The organism is Actinoplanes cyaneus (assembly GCF_016862095.1).
Lineage (GTDB): Bacteria > Actinomycetota > Actinomycetes > Mycobacteriales > Micromonosporaceae > Actinoplanes > Actinoplanes cyaneus.
Window position 1 is genome coordinate 41,308 of sequence record NZ_BOMH01000059.1, and the last position, 16,902, is coordinate 58,209.

15 protein-coding genes are annotated in these 16,902 nt (G+C 71.0%); 8 read left to right on the plus strand and 7 right to left on the minus strand.

Annotation, left to right across the window (positions count from 1 at the left end):
* The first annotated feature begins 56 nt into the window (after positions 1 to 56).
* From Acy02nite_RS35420 to Acy02nite_RS35430, 3 genes are all read left to right on the plus strand, one after another.
* Complete coding sequence (locus tag Acy02nite_RS35420) at positions 57 to 878, plus strand: alpha/beta fold hydrolase (RefSeq protein ID WP_203751348.1); 822 nt, start codon at positions 57 to 59, stop codon at positions 876 to 878.
* A gap of 238 nt (positions 879 to 1,116) precedes the next feature.
* Positions 1,117 to 1,845, plus strand: a complete 729-nt coding sequence (locus Acy02nite_RS35425; protein WP_203751609.1) for a GNAT family N-acetyltransferase — start codon at positions 1,117 to 1,119, stop codon at positions 1,843 to 1,845.
* Positions 1,846 to 1,965: 120 nt separating this feature from the next.
* Positions 1,966 to 3,063: a cobalamin-independent methionine synthase II family protein gene (locus tag Acy02nite_RS35430; RefSeq protein WP_203751351.1), complete on the plus strand. Its 1,098-nt coding sequence runs from the start codon at positions 1,966 to 1,968 to the stop codon at positions 3,061 to 3,063.
* Positions 3,064 to 3,152: 89 nt separating this feature from the next.
* Here Acy02nite_RS35430 and Acy02nite_RS35435 read toward each other — a convergent pair whose 3' ends face one another.
* Positions 3,153 to 3,977, minus strand: coding sequence for an alpha/beta fold hydrolase (locus Acy02nite_RS35435; protein ID WP_203751354.1), 825 nt, complete (start codon positions 3,975 to 3,977; stop codon positions 3,153 to 3,155).
* A 176-nt stretch (positions 3,978 to 4,153) separates the two neighbouring features.
* Here Acy02nite_RS35435 and Acy02nite_RS35440 point away from each other — a divergent pair, with 176 nt between their 5' ends.
* The gene (locus Acy02nite_RS35440; RefSeq protein ID WP_203751357.1) at positions 4,154 to 5,389 is read left to right on the plus strand and encodes an MFS transporter; all 1,236 of its coding nucleotides are present in this window, start codon (positions 4,154 to 4,156) and stop codon (positions 5,387 to 5,389) included.
* Positions 5,390 to 5,665: 276 nt separating this feature from the next.
* On the plus strand, positions 5,666 to 8,353 hold the full coding sequence (locus tag Acy02nite_RS35445) for an AfsR/SARP family transcriptional regulator (RefSeq protein WP_203751360.1): 2,688 nt from the start codon (positions 5,666 to 5,668) through the stop codon (positions 8,351 to 8,353).
* A 27-nt stretch (positions 8,354 to 8,380) separates the two neighbouring features.
* Here the strand turns inward: Acy02nite_RS35445 and Acy02nite_RS35450 are convergent, their stop codons facing one another.
* The 4 genes from Acy02nite_RS35450 to Acy02nite_RS35465 all read right to left on the minus strand — a co-directional run bounded on the left by Acy02nite_RS35450 (position 8,381) and on the right by Acy02nite_RS35465 (position 11,986).
* Positions 8,381 to 8,521 (minus strand): hypothetical protein, encoded by a 141-nt coding sequence (locus tag Acy02nite_RS35450; RefSeq protein ID WP_203751363.1) that lies wholly within the window; start codon positions 8,519 to 8,521, stop codon positions 8,381 to 8,383.
* A gap of 35 nt (positions 8,522 to 8,556) precedes the next feature.
* Positions 8,557 to 9,459 carry an EAL domain-containing protein gene (locus Acy02nite_RS35455; RefSeq protein ID WP_203751366.1) on the minus strand — a complete coding sequence of 301 codons (903 nt, stop codon included), beginning with the start codon at positions 9,457 to 9,459 and terminating at the stop codon, positions 8,557 to 8,559.
* Positions 9,460 to 10,051: 592 nt separating this feature from the next.
* A complete protein-coding gene (locus Acy02nite_RS35460; RefSeq protein ID WP_203751378.1) occupies positions 10,052 to 10,309 on the minus strand; it encodes a hypothetical protein in 258 nt (85 codons plus the stop codon).
* Positions 10,310 to 10,357: 48 nt separating this feature from the next.
* Entirely contained in the window at positions 10,358 to 11,986 is a 1,629-nt protein-coding gene (locus Acy02nite_RS35465; protein WP_203751380.1) for a methyl-accepting chemotaxis protein, read from the minus strand.
* A 527-nt stretch (positions 11,987 to 12,513) separates the two neighbouring features.
* Between Acy02nite_RS35465 and Acy02nite_RS35470 the strand changes: the two genes are divergently transcribed.
* Together Acy02nite_RS35470 and Acy02nite_RS35475 are read left to right on the plus strand one after the other, a co-directional pair.
* Positions 12,514 to 14,484 carry a PAS domain S-box protein gene (locus tag Acy02nite_RS35470; protein WP_203751382.1) on the plus strand — a complete coding sequence of 657 codons (1,971 nt, stop codon included), beginning with the start codon at positions 12,514 to 12,516 and terminating at the stop codon, positions 14,482 to 14,484.
* Between the two features lie 110 nt (positions 14,485 to 14,594).
* Positions 14,595 to 14,975, plus strand: a complete 381-nt coding sequence (locus Acy02nite_RS35475; protein ID WP_203751384.1) for a response regulator — start codon at positions 14,595 to 14,597, stop codon at positions 14,973 to 14,975.
* A gap of 88 nt (positions 14,976 to 15,063) precedes the next feature.
* Here the strand turns inward: Acy02nite_RS35475 and Acy02nite_RS35480 are convergent, their stop codons facing one another.
* Together Acy02nite_RS35480 and Acy02nite_RS35485 are read right to left on the minus strand one after the other, a co-directional pair.
* Entirely contained in the window at positions 15,064 to 15,594 is a 531-nt protein-coding gene (locus tag Acy02nite_RS35480) for a helix-turn-helix transcriptional regulator (RefSeq protein ID WP_203751387.1), read from the minus strand.
* A 59-nt stretch (positions 15,595 to 15,653) separates the two neighbouring features.
* On the minus strand, positions 15,654 to 16,385 hold the full coding sequence (locus Acy02nite_RS35485; RefSeq protein WP_203751390.1) for a hypothetical protein: 732 nt from the start codon (positions 16,383 to 16,385) through the stop codon (positions 15,654 to 15,656).
* A gap of 210 nt (positions 16,386 to 16,595) precedes the next feature.
* On the opposite strand from Acy02nite_RS35485, the gene Acy02nite_RS35490 reads away from it, so the two are divergent.
* Positions 16,596 to 16,892, plus strand: a complete 297-nt coding sequence (locus Acy02nite_RS35490) for a WXG100 family type VII secretion target (RefSeq protein ID WP_203751392.1) — start codon at positions 16,596 to 16,598, stop codon at positions 16,890 to 16,892.
* Positions 16,893 to 16,902 lie beyond the last annotated feature (10 nt).

Consider the following 16,902-nt stretch of genomic DNA (forward strand, 5'->3'; position numbering starts at 1 on the left):
GTCGTGGCCGAGCGACAGGCGAGGCCACGTCACACCGCCAGGGAAGAGGAACAGCCATGCCTTTCATCACCGCCGCCGCCGGCGTCGAGCTGCACTACGAGGACTTCGGGTCCGGTGACCCGGTCGTCCTGATCCACGGCTGGCCGCTGTCCGGGCGTAGCTGGGAGGCGCAGATCGCGCCGCTGGTCGAGGCCGGTAAACGCGTCATCACGTACGACCGGCGCGGGTTCGGCCAGAGCAGCCAGCCGTGGGACGGCTACGACTACGACACGTTCGCCGCCGACCTGGACGCGCTGCTGACCGCGCTCGAGCTGACGAACGTGACGCTGGTCGGCTTCTCGATGGGCGGCGGTGAGGTGGCCCGCTACCTCGGCGCCTACGGCAGTGCCCGGGTGGCGCGGGCGGTCTTCGCCGGTGCGGTGCCGCCGTACCTGTACAAGACCGAGGACAACCCCGGCGGCGGTCTCGACGACGCCACGATCAAGAGCTTCCAGGACGGTGTGATCGCCGACCGGATCGCGTTCGTCGACGGGTTCGCCGCCAACTTCTTCACCGCCGGCGGTACGTCGAAGGTCAGCGACGCCCAGGTCCGCTACGCGCAGGAACTCGCGCACGTGGCGTCGGCCAAGGGCACCCTGGACTGCATCGGGGCGTTCAGCTACACAGACTTCCGCCCGGACCTGGCCAAGATCGACGTGCCGGTGCTGGTCATCCACGGTGACAGCGACGCGATCGTGCCGATCGAGGTCAGCGGCGCGCGGACGGCCGAGTCGATCCCCGGCGCGAAGCTGGTCGTGATCAAGGACGGGCCGCACGGCATCAACGCCAGCCACCCGGCCGAGTTCAACCAGGCCCTGATCGAGTTCCTCAACAGCTGACCCCACCCGGCGACGACGGAGCTGCGAGAAACACCTCGCGGCTCCGTCGTCGCCGTACCGGCCAGAATCGTCGCCCGACGGATGCCAGCCGTTCGCCCGACGAACGATCGCGCCGGCCTGGTTGAGTCACCCGGGTCCACAGCAGCCGATCACCGCCGGCGCCCAGGCGCCGGGGCAGGGAAACCCAGTGACGCAACGACATCACGCGCCGTTCCAGGACGCCGGGAGGGCCGCGCCGCTGGCCGGCCTGCACATCGAAGCGGGCGGTTACAGCGTGTCCGTCGCCGACGGGCGCCTGGTCGAGCAGGCCCAGCGGCTGCGCCACGACGCGTTCGCCGCGGAGTACGGCACCGGGCTGCCGACGTTCGCGAACGGCCTGGACGCGGACGCGTACGACGCCTGCAGCGACCACCTCGTCGTCCGTCACGATGCCAGTGACACCGTCGTCGGCACCTACCGGATGATGACCGCGGACTGCGCGGCCCAGGTGGGCGGGCGGTACGGCGAGCGCACCTTCGACCTGAGCGAACTGCGCGGGCTCGACGCCGGCCTGGTGGAGACCGGCCGCGCCGCGGTCCACGCCGAGCACCGCAACGGGGCTGTCGTCGGGTTGATGTGGGCCGGCATCGCGCAGTACCTGCGGCTGACCGGATACCAGTGGCTCGGCGGATGCGCCTGGGTCGCGCCGGACAGCGCCGCCGGCATCTGGGCCGCGGTCCGCGACAAACACCTCTCGCCGGCCGGATTCCGGGTCGAGCCACGGCATCCCGCTCTGCGGCCGGGCCACGAGCAGACCCCACCGGCCACCGTCCCGCCGCTGCTGCGCGGCTATCTGCGGCTCGGATCGTGGATCTGCGGCGAACCGGCGTACGACGTCGAGTCCGGGGTCGCCACCTTCTACGTCCTGCTGTCAGTGGAGCGGATGAACCCCAGGTACCGGCGGCACTTCTTCGGCATCACCGAGTGACCGGGCCGGGCCACGAACCCGGCTCGAAGGACGCGAACGCACGCCCGGCGACACCGTCGCGCCCTGCTGCGCACGGTGGCCGGGCCGAGCACACCGGAACACCGAACCAGGGAGAGAGTCATGTCCGTACCACGGGCGACACACGTCGGCAGCCTTCTGCGTCCTCCCGCGCTGCTGCGGGCACGCGCCGAGCACGCGGCCGGCCGGATCGGCGCCGACGAGCTGCACGCGGCCGAGGACACCGCGATCGAGACGGTGCTGGGCGTGCAGCGGGACAGCGGCATCGGGCCCTTCACCGACGGGGAGTACCGCCGCAACGACTTCATGAGCCAGCTGACCGACCACACCGCCGGCTTCGTCGGGCAGGCGCCAGTGCTGGACTGGAACTCCGGGCAGGAGCAGCAGTCCGACGACGCGATTCTCAACCTGATCGGCGGCAAACTGCTGCACCGGGAACGGTTCACCGACCGGGAGGCCGGCTTCCTCACCCGGCACGCACCCGGCCCGTTCAAGATCACCCTCCCGGAGGTGACGAACTTCGTCGTCGCCAACTGGCAGGCCGGCGTGAGCGACGGCACCTACCCCACCCGGGCGGACCTCATCGAGGACCTCGCCGAGGTCGTGCGAACCGAGGCCGACGCGCTGGTCCGCGACGGGGTGCGGCACATCCAGATCGACGCGCCCTGCTACACCAGCTTCGTCAACGAGAAGCTGATCCCCGTCTTCGAGGCCGAGGGGCTCGACCACCGCGAGCTGCTGCGGCGCTGCATCGAGGCCGACGCCGGTATCGTCGCCGGGCTGCGCGAGCGCGGCGTCACCGTCGGCATGCACATCTGCCGCGGCAACTACCGGGGGCAGTGGTTCAACGAGGGCACGTACGACGGGATCGCCGAGGACGTCTTCGGGCAGATCCCGGTCGATCACTGGCTGCTGGAGTACGACACCGACCGCGCCGGTGGCCTGGCCCCGATCCGGCACGTTCCGGACGGTACGACCGTCGTGCTCGGCCTGGTCACCACCAAGACCGGGCAGCTGGAGGACGCCGGCGACCTGGCGCGCCGCATCGACGAGGCGAGCCGATATCACGCGCTGGACGACCTGGCGCTCAGCCCGCAGTGCGGTTTCGCCTCCGAGGTCCACGGCAACCCGCTGAGCTGGGACGACCAGCGCCGCAAGCTGGACCTGGTGGTGGAGACCGCCCGGCGCGTCTGGGGATGACCCGGCTCGGGCGCCCCGTGCGGCCGATGCGGCGACGAGGGCTGCCTTCGTGGAGAAGGCAGCCCTCGTCGTGGTGCGGTGCCCCGGGGTCAGCGAGCGGTCTCGCGTGCCGCCTTCTCGATGAAGGCGGCCGTGGTGCCGGGGTGAGAGACGAACACCAGGTGCGAGGCGCCCTTGACCACCTCGGTCTTGGCGTGCGCACGCTCGGCCATGAACCGCTGGGCCGCCGGCGGGATGATCTTGTCGGCGCCGCTGATCAGGTCGTAGGAGGGAATGGTGTGCCAGGCCGGGTTCGCGGCGGCCGGCTCGTTGAGCGCCGCCTGAGTGACCGGTCGCTGGGCGACGGCGTAGAGCGCGGCGTCCTTGGCCGGCACGTCGCCGGCGAACCGCTCGTGGAACACGGCCGGGTCGATGGACAGATCGGTCTGCCCGCCGGGCAGCGGCACCGCCTTGAGCGACTGGCCCACCGTGCTGCCGGGGAACTTGTCGGTCAGCGCGGCAGCGGTCTCCCCGGTCTCCGGGACGTACCCGGCGAGGTAGACCAGCGCGGTGACGTCGCTGTCACCGGTGGCCGCCTCGGAGATGACGTTGCCGCCGTACGAGTGACCGACCAGCACGATCGGCCCGTCGATGCTGTCCAGCAGCGCCCGGACCTGGGCCGCGTCGGAGGCCACTCCGCGCAGCGGGTTCGCGGCGGCCACCACCGGGTAGCCGTCGGCGACCAGGCGCTGCGTGACCGCGTTGAAGCCGCTGCTGTCGGCGAACGCGCCGTGCACGAGCACGATCGTCGGCTTCTTCGCCGGGTGCCCGCCCGGATGCGCGTCGGCCGCCGTGACGGCGAAGACGCTGAGGGCGCCGGCCGCGACGACAGCCGTGGCGGCGGCGGTGAGGACGGTCTTTCTTCCAGCCGACATCTTGGTCTCTATCCTGCTCAGTTTCGGTCCCGGGATACCGGGCCGCAACGACTGAACCACCGCCGAGATGTCGCTCGTCGGTCGCGTGGCTGCCGCACGTCGGGTGTCCTGGGGCACAGCGGCCACCCGGCGACGTCACTAGACGACCGGTCTACTGCACAACTAGGGTTGCGATCATGACGCAGAACGCCTTCGCCGTACGCGGTGCCGACTCGCCCCGGGATCTCCCGGCGCTCACCCGCCGCTCCTGGCAGCGACCGGCCGCGGGAGCCTTCGTGGTCGCCTGGGGCGCCAACATGTTCGCCGCGCTGTTGCAGACCTACCGCGCGGACCTCAGCGAGGTGCAGGTGCTCGGCCTGTTCGGGGCGTACGCGGTGGGCCTCATCCCGGCACTGCTGATCATGGCCCGGTTGTCCGACCGGCTCGGGCGCCGGCGGGTGCTGCTGACCGCCCTGCTGCTCGCCGCGCTCGGCTCCGCGACGATCCTCCTCGCGCACGGCGCGTTCGCGGTGATCCTGGCCGGGCGCATCATCGTCGGGATCAGCGCCGGCGCGGCGTTCGGGCCCGCCACCGCGTGGATCAAGGAGCTGTCCGACGCCACCGGGCCGGCCGGTGAGGGGCCACGGCGAGCGGCGGTCGCGCTGACCGCCGGTTTCGCCGCCGGGCCGCTGCTCTCCGGCGCCGTCGTGCAGTGGCTGCCGTCGCCGCAGATCACCTCCTACCTGATCCACCTGGTCCTGGTGGCCGCGGTGCTGCCGTTCGTCGCCAAGGCCCCCGAACCGGAGACCACGCGCGGCGCCGGCGATCCCGCCGAGCCGGCCCGCGGTTCCGTCCGGCAGGTCCTGACCAGCCGGATCTTCCTGACAGCAGTGGTGCCGACCGCACCCTGGGTCTTCGGGGCGGCGACCGTTGCCCTGGCCGCCCTCCCGGTGCTGGTGCCGCTGGGTCACTACGGCCCGATCGGCAGCGGCGTGGCCGCGGCGATCACCCTGGGGACCGGCATCGCGGTGCAGCCGTGGGCACGTCGCCTCACGCGTCGCTCCACCGCCGCGCCGTTCCGGGTGGGTGTCACGGCGGTGATCGCCGGCATGCTCGCCGCCGCGGCGACCGCCGCCACCGCCGCACCGGCCCTCCTGCTGGTCAGCACCGTGCTGCTCGGTTCGGCCTACGGATTCCTGCTGGTCAGCGGTCTGCAACTGATGGAGGCCCTGGCCCGCCGCGACGACATCGCCACCCTCGTCGCGGTCTTCTACGCCCTGACCTACCTCGGGTTCTCCTTCCCCGTCCTGGTCCAGGAACTCGGCGGCCGGTGGAGCCCCGCCGTCGTGCTGACCGCGGGCGCCGTCCTCGGGGTGCTGGGCCTGGCGGCCACCCTCGTCGCCTGGCCGCCGCGCCGCCGCGCGGCCCGATGACCGGCAGCCGTCGTGTGGCGCACGACACCCGACCGGTGGCAACGCGTCGCCCGACGAGCGGCGCCCGCGCCTTGATTACGTAGCCACCTTCCGCACCCGCAGGAGAAGGAACGGCATGCAGCGACAGCAGACCCGGCGCCGGCACCCCGGCGAGGCCGTCACGCACCCGTCGCCGGAGTTGCGGGCGGCTCATCGCCATACGCGCAAATCCTTTGACTTGGATGTTGGCATTGGTCCCGCGGGTGCCGGAACGTCGGCGCCGGCGCGGCGGGCCCCGTGCTGACGAACGGTCCGGCTCCGCTGCGGGTGCGGGGGCTGGGGCCGCTGCGCGCGTTCGTCGGCGACGAGGAGATCGAGCTCGGGCCGCCGAAACAGCGTGCGACGTTCGCCGCGCTGGCCCTGAGCGCCGGCACGACGGTGTCGCGGGCCGAGCTGATCGACCGGGTGTGGGGCGAGACGGTGCCGGCGACGGCGGCCGGGAGCCTGCACACCTACGTCTCCGGGCTGCGCCGCGCGCTCGGACCGGTGCAGGAACTGCTGGTCAGCGACCGGGCCGGGTACACCCTGCGGCTCGGCCGGGAGCACGTCGACGTGACCCGCGCCGAGGACGAGGCGGAACACGCGCGAGCGACCCGGGACGCCGGCGCCTACGAGCGGGCGCTGCGCACCTGGACGGGCGGAACGATCCTCGCCGGCGTGCCCGGCCCGTTCGCCGCCCAGGCGCGGCAGCGACTCGGCACCCTGCGCGTGCAACTGCTCGTGGAACTCGCCGGCGTCGCCGCGCCCGACCCCGCCCTGACCGCCCGGCTGCTCGCCGAGATCCCCGCCCACCCGCTCGACGAGCGGCTGCGCACCGCCACGATGATCGCGCTGCACCGCGCCGGCCGCACCGCCGAGGCTCTCACTCAGTTCGAGGATCTGCGCCACCGGCTGGCGACCGGCCTCGGGATCAGTCCGTCACCCGGCACGCAGGCCGCGTACGCGGCCATCCTGGCCGAGGACGGCGACGCGGCGCGGCAGCCGGCGGACGCCGTGCCCGTGCGGCCCGCGCAGCTGCCGCCGGACCGGGAGAGCTTCGTGGGCCGCTCGGCCGAGCTGCTGAGCATCGTGCGCCCCGGCGCCGGGGCAGCCGGCCGGCGGCGCATCGTCCTGATCGCCGGCGCCCCCGGCATCGGCAAGACGGCGCTGGCCGTACGCGCCGGGCACCTGCTGCGCGACAGCTGCCCCGACGGGCAGATCCACCTCGACCTGCGCGGATACGATCCGTCGCGGACCGCCCTGACCCCGGACGCCGCGCTGCACGAGCTGCTGGTGTCGGCCGGCGCGCGGCACATCCCCGCCGGGCAGGACCGGCGCGCGGCGCTGTGGCGCGACCTGACGGCCGGCAAGCGGATGCTCATCATTCTCGACAACGCCCGCTCCGCCGACCAGGTCGAGGACCTGCTGCCCGGCGGCGGACTGGTGATCGTCACCAGCCGCGACCGCCTGTCCCGGCTGGCCGTCCGGCACGACGCGACCCGGGTCCCGCTCGGCGCGCTGCACCCGGACGAGTCACTGCACCTGCTCGGCACGGCCGCCGGGGCCGGCCGGGTCGCCGCCGAACCCGAGGCCGCCCGCCGGCTCACGGCGCTGTGCGACCACTCGCCGCTCGCGATCCGGATCGCCGCCGAACGGATCGCGCCGGCCACCGGCCCCTGCCTCGACGCGCTCGTCGCCCGGCTCGAGGATCCCCGGTGCCGGCTCGACACGCTGCGCCTCGACGACGACCCCCGCTCCTCGGTACGCGACGTGCTCTCCTGGTCCGTCACGGCGCTCGGCACCGGCCCGGCCCGCGCGTTCCGGCTGCTCGGCGTCCTGCCCGGCACGAGCGTCACCCGGCACACCGCCGCGGCGCTGTTCGGCACCACCACCGAGCAGGCCGGATCACTGCTCGACACGCTGAGCGCCAGCAGCCTGCTGGAGCAGGACGGTGACCGGTTCACCATGCCCGAACTGAGCCGGGCGTACGCCGCCGAGCTGTCCCGCGACCTCGGGACGCCGCAACGGCAGGCCGCACTGTCCCGGATCCTCTCCTGGTACCGCGCCACACTGGCTGTCACCGGTGACCGCGACCGGCTGCGATGGTGCGCCGAGCACCGGGCGGACCTCGTCGCGCTGATCCACGCGGCCGGGCAGGCCGGGCAGCACACCGCCGCCGCGGAGCTGACCGCGGGGCTGGGCGACCACTTCCGCGCGACGGGCCGGCCCCTGGAATGGCTGGACCTGCTGCGGGTGGCGATGCGCTCCGCGGAGGCGACCGGTGACCGGGCGGCCCGGGCGGTCCTGCTGCACCACAGCGGCATCGCGTACACCCGGCTCGGCCGTCACGACGTCGCGGTGCGCCAGCTGACCAGAGGCCTCGAACTGCTCGCGGGGACGGATCACCCGTCGTACCGGATCGGATTGCTCTGCAGCCTGACCACAGCGCTGCGGGAGATGCGGGCCCACGACGCCGCCCGCGGTCCGGCCGCGGAGGCGCTGACGCTCGCGGGCGCCGCCGGAACCGATGAGCACCTGGCGGCCGCGCTGCGGAACCGGGCCGAACTCGACCTGGCCCGCGGGCGCCGGCCCGAGGCGGTCCGGAACGCGCTGACCGGCCTGGCGCACGCCCGCGCGGCACGCCGTCGCACCCTGGAAGCGGCGCTGCTCGTCACCGTCGGGCGGGTCCGGCTCGGCCTCGCGCAGCGCGCGGCAGCCCGCGAGGCGTTCGCCGCGGCCCGGCGGATCAGCCGGGACGCCGGTGACCACCTCCACGAGGGCCGCGCCCTGTTCGGCCTGGCCCGATGCAGGGAGCCGGGGACCGGGCCGGCGCGTCAGGCCCTGGCCCGCCTCGCCGAGCTCGACCCCGGTGGGGCGGCCGAGGTGCGCGCCTTCCTGGCCGGCCCGGGGATCGAGCCCGTGCGCCGGAGCCCGGCCGCGGCCTGACTTCGCCCGTGAGCGTGGTGAAGGACGTCAGCGGGAGCGGTGGAGCAGGACCCGGGCGCAGGCGGCGGCTGTCGGCAGATGGTCGGAGGTCACCCGGTGCCCGCCCCGGGCTCTGGTCACGGCGCTGCGGCCGTCGGCCATGACGACCACGGTGGCCTCACCCGGCACCGGGTCGACGGTGATGACGCTGCGCGACCGATCGGTCAGCTCGCGCAGGTCGCCGGTGTCGCCAGCGACGACGACCAGGGCGCCGTCGGCCGCGACCAGGTCGGCCGGCGCGTCCGGGCCGGTCGCCGATGGGTGGGCTGCCGCGATCTCGAACGGCAGGTGGAAGCCGGGCCGAGGGCGGCGCAGGACCGCCGCGGCCTCCGGGCGGTAGTCGTGGATCGCCTGGTCGATGCCGGTCGGACGGCCGAACAGCCAACCCTGACCCAGTGCGCGCCGAGCTCCCGGGCTGCGCGCAGCTCGGCCTCGGTCTCGATGCCCTCGGCGATGATCGTCGCCCCGGTGCGCCGCGCTTCGGATCGCACCAGCGCGGCCACCGAGCGGGTGTGCGCCGTGTCCGGGTTGCGGACCAGGCTCATGTCCAGCTTGATCACCTCGGGTTCGATGACCGGCAGGAACGCCAGTGACATCGGGTCGACACCGACGTCGTCGAGCGCCAGGGCGTTGCCCCACTCCTGCACCATTCCGGCGATCCGCAACAGGCTTCCCGGTACGGCGGGCAACGCCCGTTCGGTGAACTCCAGCACCATGCGGAACGGCGGCCCCGCCGCCAGCAACTCGAGCAGGCGCGGGGAGAGCGGCTGGTCGAGCACGCCCGGCTCGGCGTTCACGAACAGCAACGGCGGGGTGGCCGCCGCCGCGACCGCGCCCTCGATGGCCCGCTCGCAGCAGAGCAGGTCGAGGTCGCCGAGCCGGGCGGCGTCCCGGGCCGCGGCGAAGAGCCGGTCCGGGAACTCCAGCGCGGTTCCGGCCGGTCCCCGCGCGAGTGCCTCCAGCCCCACCACGCCACCGCCGGTCAGGTCGACAATTGGCTGGTAGACCGGGTGCACCAGCCGGTGGGCCAGCACGTCGGTGATGGTCAGTTCGGCGGTCCGCATCATGGAAGGTTCCCCTGTCAGCCGGTTCAACCGACCTATCGGCCATCCCGGGCTCCCACTGAACGGTCAGCCGACCAGCGCGGCTCGGACTCGGCAGAGAAGCCCGCTGCAGCGATCGGTACACCAAGGCGGCCTCCGCGAGAGTCCCGCGCCGAACCATGCGGCGGCACCGCCGCTGGGGCCGGCGGCTCATTACCGGCTGCAGGGGTGCGCGTGCTCGATCTGACTCGGGTTCCTTAACCGATCGAGGGGTAACCCGGCGGAAGCCAGTGCCGACAACGCCCGCGCGGCGGCAGATCAGTGCGTCGGCGGTACTTGCGGCTCACCGTGAGCCCTGCTGGAATTCTGACCTGCTAATCCGGCCGTGCGGATATTCCAACGATGCAAATGGGTGGGGTATGCAGCTGTAGTGACGATGAGCGTTATTGGCAGTGGCGTTGCTGCCTAAGGTTTGAGGAGACTTCGGCGAGGTCGAGTGACTCTGACGGGTCTCATTTCGGTGCTGGGCGCGGATCGTATCGGAATGCCGCTGACTGTTTCCTAGCCGGGGAGGGTCACTGCTATCCGGACCGCTGTTCAATTTCCTGCCTGGTTTTCAATCAGGGTTTCGTGTTTGTCCGGACCGGTCGTTTTCGCCGGGGCCGGCGGCGCGGATCAGATTGTCGTGGATATGGGTGAGGGCTGCCGCGGCGTCGGTGAGGGCGGCTGCTGCTTGAGGCTGGACAGCGCGGCTGACGGCCGCCGCGTGCAGCACGCCGGCGATGGTGGCACGGGTGTGCAGGGCGGCGGCGAGCAGCTCGTTGATGAGGTCTTGACCGTCGTAGTGACCGGTGGGCGCGGGTGTTGATGGCATGGCGGGCCGGATCGATCCTTGGAACGGCAACCAGACTGGCTGCGGCGGTCAGTAACGGAATTGTGTGACCAGGGCGTTGAGCTCGGTGGACATGCGCGCGAGTTCGCTGGTGGCGTGTTGCGCCTGCGTAACGCCCGCGCTGGTGAGGCGGGCCGCTTCAGCGACTCCGGTGATGTTCTGCGCGATCTCGCCGGTTCCGCTCGCTGCTTCGGCGACGCTGCGGTTCATCTCGCCGGTGGTCGCGGTCTGCTCCTCCACGGCTGAGGCGATGGTGGTCTGGAAGTCGCTGATCCGGGCGATCACCTGAGTGATCTCCTCGATCGCGGCGACCGCGCCGGTGGTGTCGGTCTGGATGACCTCGACCCGGCGAGAGATGTCCTCGGTGGCCCGGGCTGTCTCCTGGGCCAGATCCTTGACCTCGGAGGCGACGACCGCGAAGCCCTTGCCTAGTTCCCCGGCCCGGGCGGCTTCGATGGTGGCATTGAGAGCGAGCAGGTTCGTCTGCTCGGCGATCGCGGTGATGGCTTTGACGACGTTGCCGATCTCGACGGAGGACTGGCCGAGTTTCGCCATCGTCTCGGAGGTGGCGGCGGTGACCATGACGGCTTGACTGGCGACCTGGGCGGCCTCGCTGGCGTTGACGGAGATCTCCCGGATCGCGGCACCCATCTCTTCGCTGCCGGCCGAGACGCTGTCGACGCTGCGGGAGATTTCCTCGGTAGCGGTCGACACGGCTTGCGCCTGCACGGACGTCGCTTCGGCGGAAGCGGCGATCTGGCCGGCGGTGGCGGACAGTTCTTCGGAAGCAGCGGCCAGCGACGTCGCCGAGTCGTTGATCGTGGCCACGGTGTGCCGAAGCTGGTTCATGGCTTTGTCCAGGGCCTGGCCCATCTGGCCGGGTTCGTCGCGGGTGTGCAGTCCGGTGGTGCGGGTCAGATCACCGTCGGCCAGACCGACACAGACGTCTTTGACCTTGGTCAGTGCCCGGACGATCATCCGTGCTACCCAGAAGCCCAGCGCCAGTGCGAGCAGGCTGCCGGCGCCCATCGCGATCAGGGAGGTGTGCCGGCCGGTGTCGTAGACGGACTCGGCGGAGGCGGCGTTCTTAGCCGCGTCGGCTACCTCGGTCTCATCGAGGGTGTCGGTGGCTTTCTTGATCTCGGTCAGGATCGGTATTGCTTCGGCGTCTCTGACCTTCTGCCACCCGGCTATGTCGTTGGCGGCACCCAGCTTGATCAGCTTGTCCCGGGCGAGCTGGACGTAGGCTTCCCAGTTCGTCTGCAACGCGTCGATCACCGCCGGGTCACCGGCCGGCATGCTGCCGCGGTAGGCAGCCATTCCGGCGTCGAACGCCTCCTTGTCGGCTTCAAAGGCCTCGAGATATTTCGCCATCGTGGCCGAATCCTGAGAGATCGCATGGCTGGCCAGATCCAGCCGGGCCTGACGAATCACCGTCTCCAGCTCTCCGACACCCTTGATGCTGGCCACGTTGCTCTTGTAGATCAATTGCGCGGAGGCACTGGTGCTGCTGAGCGCGCTCAACCCGATCATCCCGACAACGATCGTTGCGGCGACCGCAAGACCGACCGCCGCGAGGATCTTGACCTTGACGCTGAGGTCGGCGAAACCCCGCCGTGGCGCGGCAGGGGCTGCGCCTGAGGATGATGTGGTTGTCATCGGGCTTCCTTCACTGCGGGCGCCGGGGCGCTGCGAGCAGGCTCGAAGGTCCGGCGTCAGGGCATTCCTCGGTTCTTTTCGGCATGAACCGCCGAACGCTTAGCGCCGTTAATGCCCCTGGCTCTCGTCCATCTGCCCATCTGTTGGAGGCAGGGAGGCATGCGTCCCGGTTGTGATCGCGGGAGCCTGTTCGGGTATGGGTGTACCGTGCGCGCCATGACCAGCGAGCCGGGTGCTGAGCCACCACCGGTGGATCCCGGCAGTGAACTCGGGGTGGAGTTGTTGTCGGCCTCATTCACCGTCGCCAACGCCACCCGTCAGGTTCACCGTGTCCTGGCCATGACAGGCGTACTGCCTACGCTAAGCGCTGCTGTTCACACGCCTGACTGATCTCACCCCGGTCGCGTTCATGGCCCCAGGTCCCGCTGCCCGGCCCGCGACCGCTCCTGCCCCGTGGCCGGAAGACCAGGCGCCCGTGTGACCTGGGCCTCGCTCAGGTTGCAGGACGGTTGTCCGAACGGAGGGGCATGCCGGACCAGATCTTCTTGATGGGCAACCTGGTGATCATGGTTGCCTATGCGGCGATCATGGTGGCGATCGTGGTACCGGTCGCCCGCGCCGGACAGCTACGCACCAACCGGCTCGCCACCGCCACCGCGATGATCTTCTTCAGTTGCGCGGTCGGTCACGGCCTGCACGCGGTGATGGCCTACCGCACCGTCATACAGGTCCCAGCAGGCCGCCAGCTGCACATGGACGCTTCCGGGTGGCCGTGGACCTCGGCTATGTGGGACCTGCTCACCGCCGCTGTGGGCCTCTACTACTGGACGCTACGCCGCAACTATGGCGTTCTGCTCGGCAAAGGCGCCATCTACGTGGACCCGTGGGGCCAGCACCGACTGGACGAAGCGGATGCTCGCGAACGCGCCGCCCGCGATGTCGCCGAGGCGCAGCGGGCAACCCTGGCGACCGTGGTCGAACACACCGACGACGCCGTTATCGGAGTCACCCCGGAAGGGATCATCACAGCGTGGAACGGCGGCGCGGAACGCCTGTTCGCGTACACCGCCGAGGAAGTTCTCGGACAGCCCGCCACCATGCTGGCCGACGACACAGGCTCGGACGAGCAGGCGGACGTGCTCGCCCGCATCAGGCAGGGCGAGCGTGGCATGGCCTACGAGACGCGCCGGCTGCGTAAGGACGGAACAGTCGTCGACGTCTCACTGACGATCACACCGATCACGGACCAGACCGGCACCGTCATCGGCGCCTCGGCCGTCGCCCGTGACATCACCGCGGCCAAGGAAGCCGCCGAGCGTCGGCGTGCCATCGAGGAACGCAGCAACCAGGCGCAGCGCCTGGAAAGTCTCGGCAAACTGGCCGGCGGTGTCGCGCACGACTTCAACAACATCCTGGCGATCATCGCCAACTACACCGAGTTCGTGGCAGAGGAGACCGCTGACCAACCGGACGTGCAAGCCGACCTGGCCCAGGTACGTACGGCAGTGGAGCGGGCGACCAACCTGACCCGGCAGCTGCTGACCTTCACCCGCGCAGAGGCCACCCAGCCGCAAGACGTGGACCTCAACGCGGCAGTCACCGAAGTACAGATGATGTTGGAGCGCACCATCGGCGAGCACATCAATCTGATAGCCGTGCCCTCCCCGCAACCGCTGACCGTGCACGCCGACCCAGGCCAACTCCAGCAAGTACTGCTGAACCTGGCCATCAACGCCCGCGACGCGATGCCCGAGGGCGGCACCCTGGTCATGGAGGCCAACACCGCCGCGCTGGACGGCGACGAGGTCAACATGCAACCACCCCTGCCCGCCGGCACCTACGCCCGCCTGCTGGTCAGCGACACCGGCGAGGGCATGTCACCGGAAACCGCAGCACGGATCTTCGAGCCGTTCTACACCACCAAGCCCCAGGGCCGCGGCACCGGACTCGGGCTGGCCACCGTCTACGGCATCGTGACCGAAGCCGCAGGCAGTATCAACGTGTACTCGGAGCGGGGCATCGGCACGACCTTCCGGATCTACCTTCCGCTGGCGACCACTACGGCCGACACAGCTACCTCACCGCCGGCACCCCGTACGACGCCGCCGCGCGGAGACGGCAGCACCGTGCTGGTCGTCGAGGACGAACCAGCGCTCGCCCGCGTAGTCACCCGCATTCTGACCAACGCCGGCTACCACGTGCTCACCGCGGCCGACGCCTCCGAAGCGCTCGACCTGTACGAACAACACGGCTGCGACACCTTGCTCACCGACGTGATCATGCCGGGGATCTCCGGACGTCGTCTGGCCGAGCTGCTGCACGAACGCCAGCCAGGACTTCCAGTGCTGTACATGTCCGGCTACAGCAACGGCCTACTCGGCACCACCCACATCCTCGACGAGGACATCGCATTCCTCGAGAAACCCTTCACCGCCGCCGACCTGCTCCACAAGCTCGCAGCGACGCGCGAAAGAAGCCCGTCCCACGTTCGGCTATGACCGGCGTTTCCTGTAAGGCTCCCGCGATCCGGCCATGCGACAGCTCATGACAAGCACCCAGCGTTACCTCACGGCACCCGCAACAGAACAACGCAGAAGGCAGGCACACCATGAGTCATGTTGTGGCGGCAGACGATGACCCCAGCGCCCGCAGCGTGGTGGAAAGAGTCCTGACGCGGGCCGGCCATACGGTCGACTTGTGCAGCGACGGCCGCGAGCTGGTCGCTGAAGTTCGGGCCCAGCATCCGGACGCCGTCGTGACCGACAACGAAATGCCAGGGATGACCGGCCTGCAAGCACGCGCCGAGCTACTCACGACGCCTGATACGGCACACATTCCCGTCGTCATGGCCACCGGCTCCGTCACGCCCGAACAAGCCGCCGAAACGCTCCAGGACGGCGACCGCATCGTGCGCAAACCGTTCCAGCCCTCGGAACTGCGAAACGCCGTACAAGACGCATTGATGCACCGGCGACCGCGACCCGCCTAACCCTCAACCGGTCGGCGCCAGCTACCAAGTGACTCCTGAGCTGCGGCGTGCGGCCTCTCGAAAGCCTGAAGACAGCCTTGGCGTGAAATCAGGGTTGTTGCCGGCCTTCCGAGCCGCGGGTGCGCTGCCAGATCAGTACGGCCTCCACCCGGCTGCGAGCTCCGAGCTTGGCGAAGATGCGGTTGACGTGGTTCTTCACCGTCTTGTGCCGGACCTCCAGCAGGGCGGCGATGTCCGCGTTGGGCAGGCCGCGGCTGATCGCGTCCATCACCTCGGCCTCCCGCGGTGACAGCGACCCGCCACCCGCGCGGGGCGGCCCGTTCTCCTCGGCGCGCCGCCCGGACGCGGGGCCGCGTGGCACCAGCGCGAGCCGGTATCGGGCGGTGGCCGGATGCCGGTGCCGGGCTTGTGGACCGGCCAGCCCGTTGAGGGCGCCGGCGAGCGCGTTCGCCCCCGGGGCCGGCCCGGATCCCGGAGTGACCAGCACCTCGACCGTCGGCAGGCCGTCGATCCGTACGTCCCAGCCCTTGTCGGTGAACTGCTGACGGATGTGGGCGAGGATCTCCGGGCTGGCGATAGCGATACGCACCCGGCCGCCAGGTTCGGCAGGAACGGTCATGACGGCCAGTGTCGGCGCCGCCCGGGCCCGGACCCTTCAGATCCGCTTCACACGGCTCGTCACCAGGCCGGACGTACCGGACCGTCGAGAAGTCCGGTGTCGACGGTGCCGGAGATGTCCACCCGCAGGCGCCACGTGGCGTCGTCGACGCCGACCGCCACCACGGCCCAGCGCCGCTCCGGCCCGGTGACCAGCTGGACGGCCTCGCGCAGGTCGTACGGATCGGGCCGCCCGGCGAACAGCACCGTCCCGGCCTCGCGGCTCAGCAGGGGTGCCGCCTGTGCCAGCTGGTCGACGTCCACGCCGGTGAAGCCGGGGCCGGGCCCGAAACCGACCCTGATCACCGTGGCCTGGCCCGCCCACGGGCCGCGGGTCAGCTGCCGTGACCACTGCTCGGCCAGTCGCGGCGCCAGGACGCTGTCGCCCTCCAGGCCGATGATGCCGTCCGCCGCGGCCAGGTTGAGCAGCACCCGCCCCTCGCCGGTGTCACCGAGCGAGACCAGCAGTGGCAGGGGTGCCGGCAGCCGGGTGTCGACCGCCGCGGTCTCCAGCCGGTGCAGCGGCGCCCGCCAGGTGCGGCCGTCGTGCTCGGCGTCCCAGCCCGGTGGTGGTGCGGCTGCGGGGGTGGTCAGCCGCAGTGACACCGCGCCGGAACCCAGGACAACGGCTCCGACCTGCGGGAACGGTTCGCCCTGTGCGGCGCGTCCGGTGGCGAGCGCCCGGATCGCGTGGTCCACGATCCAGGCGCCGGACCGCCGGGCATCCGGTGCGGCTGCGGGCACCACGTTCATTGCTCACCCCTTGACGACAGCGCCCGCGAACAGGGCGACAGAAATCGTCAGTGGCCCGGACCTGGCCTGTCAACGCGGGCCCTGGGCCCAGGGGCCCACGTCCGCGCCCGCCGCTCTGGACCCCGGCGGGCGCCGTTCCTAGCGTGGTCGCCGGTTGATCATCTTCGGGCTGAGCGCAGTACGGCCCGGAGCACACGAAGGGACGACCCGATGGCGAACCTCAGCATCACGTACTCCGACATGGAGGACAGCGCGAAGCGCATGAGCTCCAACAAGGAGGAGATCGACAGCCGGCTCACCGAGTGCAAGACGATCGTGGACAACCTGACCACGTCCGGCTTCGTCACCGACCAGGCGTCCGGCAGGTTCGACGAGGTCCACTCGGAGTTCAACACCTCCGCGAGCCAGGTCATGGAGACGCTCACCCAGCTCTCCGAGTGGCTCAACAAGGCCGTCGAGGCGATGCGTGACATGGACACCGAGCTCGCCGGCTCGCTGAGCAAGTAACGAAGGGAAC

Coding starts and splice junctions, on each gene's coding strand:
- Acy02nite_RS35490 (WP_203751392.1), top strand. CDS start 16,596: ATGGCGAACCTCAGCATCACGTACTCCGACATGGAGGACAGCGCGAAG.
- Acy02nite_RS35470 (WP_203751382.1), top strand. CDS start 12,514: ATGCCGGACCAGATCTTCTTGATGGGCAACCTGGTGATCATGGTTGCC.
- Acy02nite_RS35480 (WP_203751387.1), bottom strand. CDS start 15,594: ATGACCGTTCCTGCCGAACCTGGCGGCCGGGTGCGTATCGCTATCGCC.
- Acy02nite_RS35430 (WP_203751351.1), top strand. CDS start 1,966: ATGTCCGTACCACGGGCGACACACGTCGGCAGCCTTCTGCGTCCTCCC.
- Acy02nite_RS35475 (WP_203751384.1), top strand. CDS start 14,595: ATGAGTCATGTTGTGGCGGCAGACGATGACCCCAGCGCCCGCAGCGTG.
- Acy02nite_RS35485 (WP_203751390.1), bottom strand. CDS start 16,385: ATGAACGTGGTGCCCGCAGCCGCACCGGATGCCCGGCGGTCCGGCGCC.
- Acy02nite_RS35435 (WP_203751354.1), bottom strand. CDS start 3,977: ATGTCGGCTGGAAGAAAGACCGTCCTCACCGCCGCCGCCACGGCTGTC.
- Acy02nite_RS35465 (WP_203751380.1), bottom strand. CDS start 11,986: ATGACAACCACATCATCCTCAGGCGCAGCCCCTGCCGCGCCACGGCGG.
- Acy02nite_RS35440 (WP_203751357.1), top strand. CDS start 4,154: ATGACGCAGAACGCCTTCGCCGTACGCGGTGCCGACTCGCCCCGGGAT.
- Acy02nite_RS35455 (WP_203751366.1), bottom strand. CDS start 9,459: ATGATGCGGACCGCCGAACTGACCATCACCGACGTGCTGGCCCACCGG.
- Acy02nite_RS35420 (WP_203751348.1), top strand. CDS start 57: ATGCCTTTCATCACCGCCGCCGCCGGCGTCGAGCTGCACTACGAGGAC.
- Acy02nite_RS35460 (WP_203751378.1), bottom strand. CDS start 10,309: ATGCCATCAACACCCGCGCCCACCGGTCACTACGACGGTCAAGACCTC.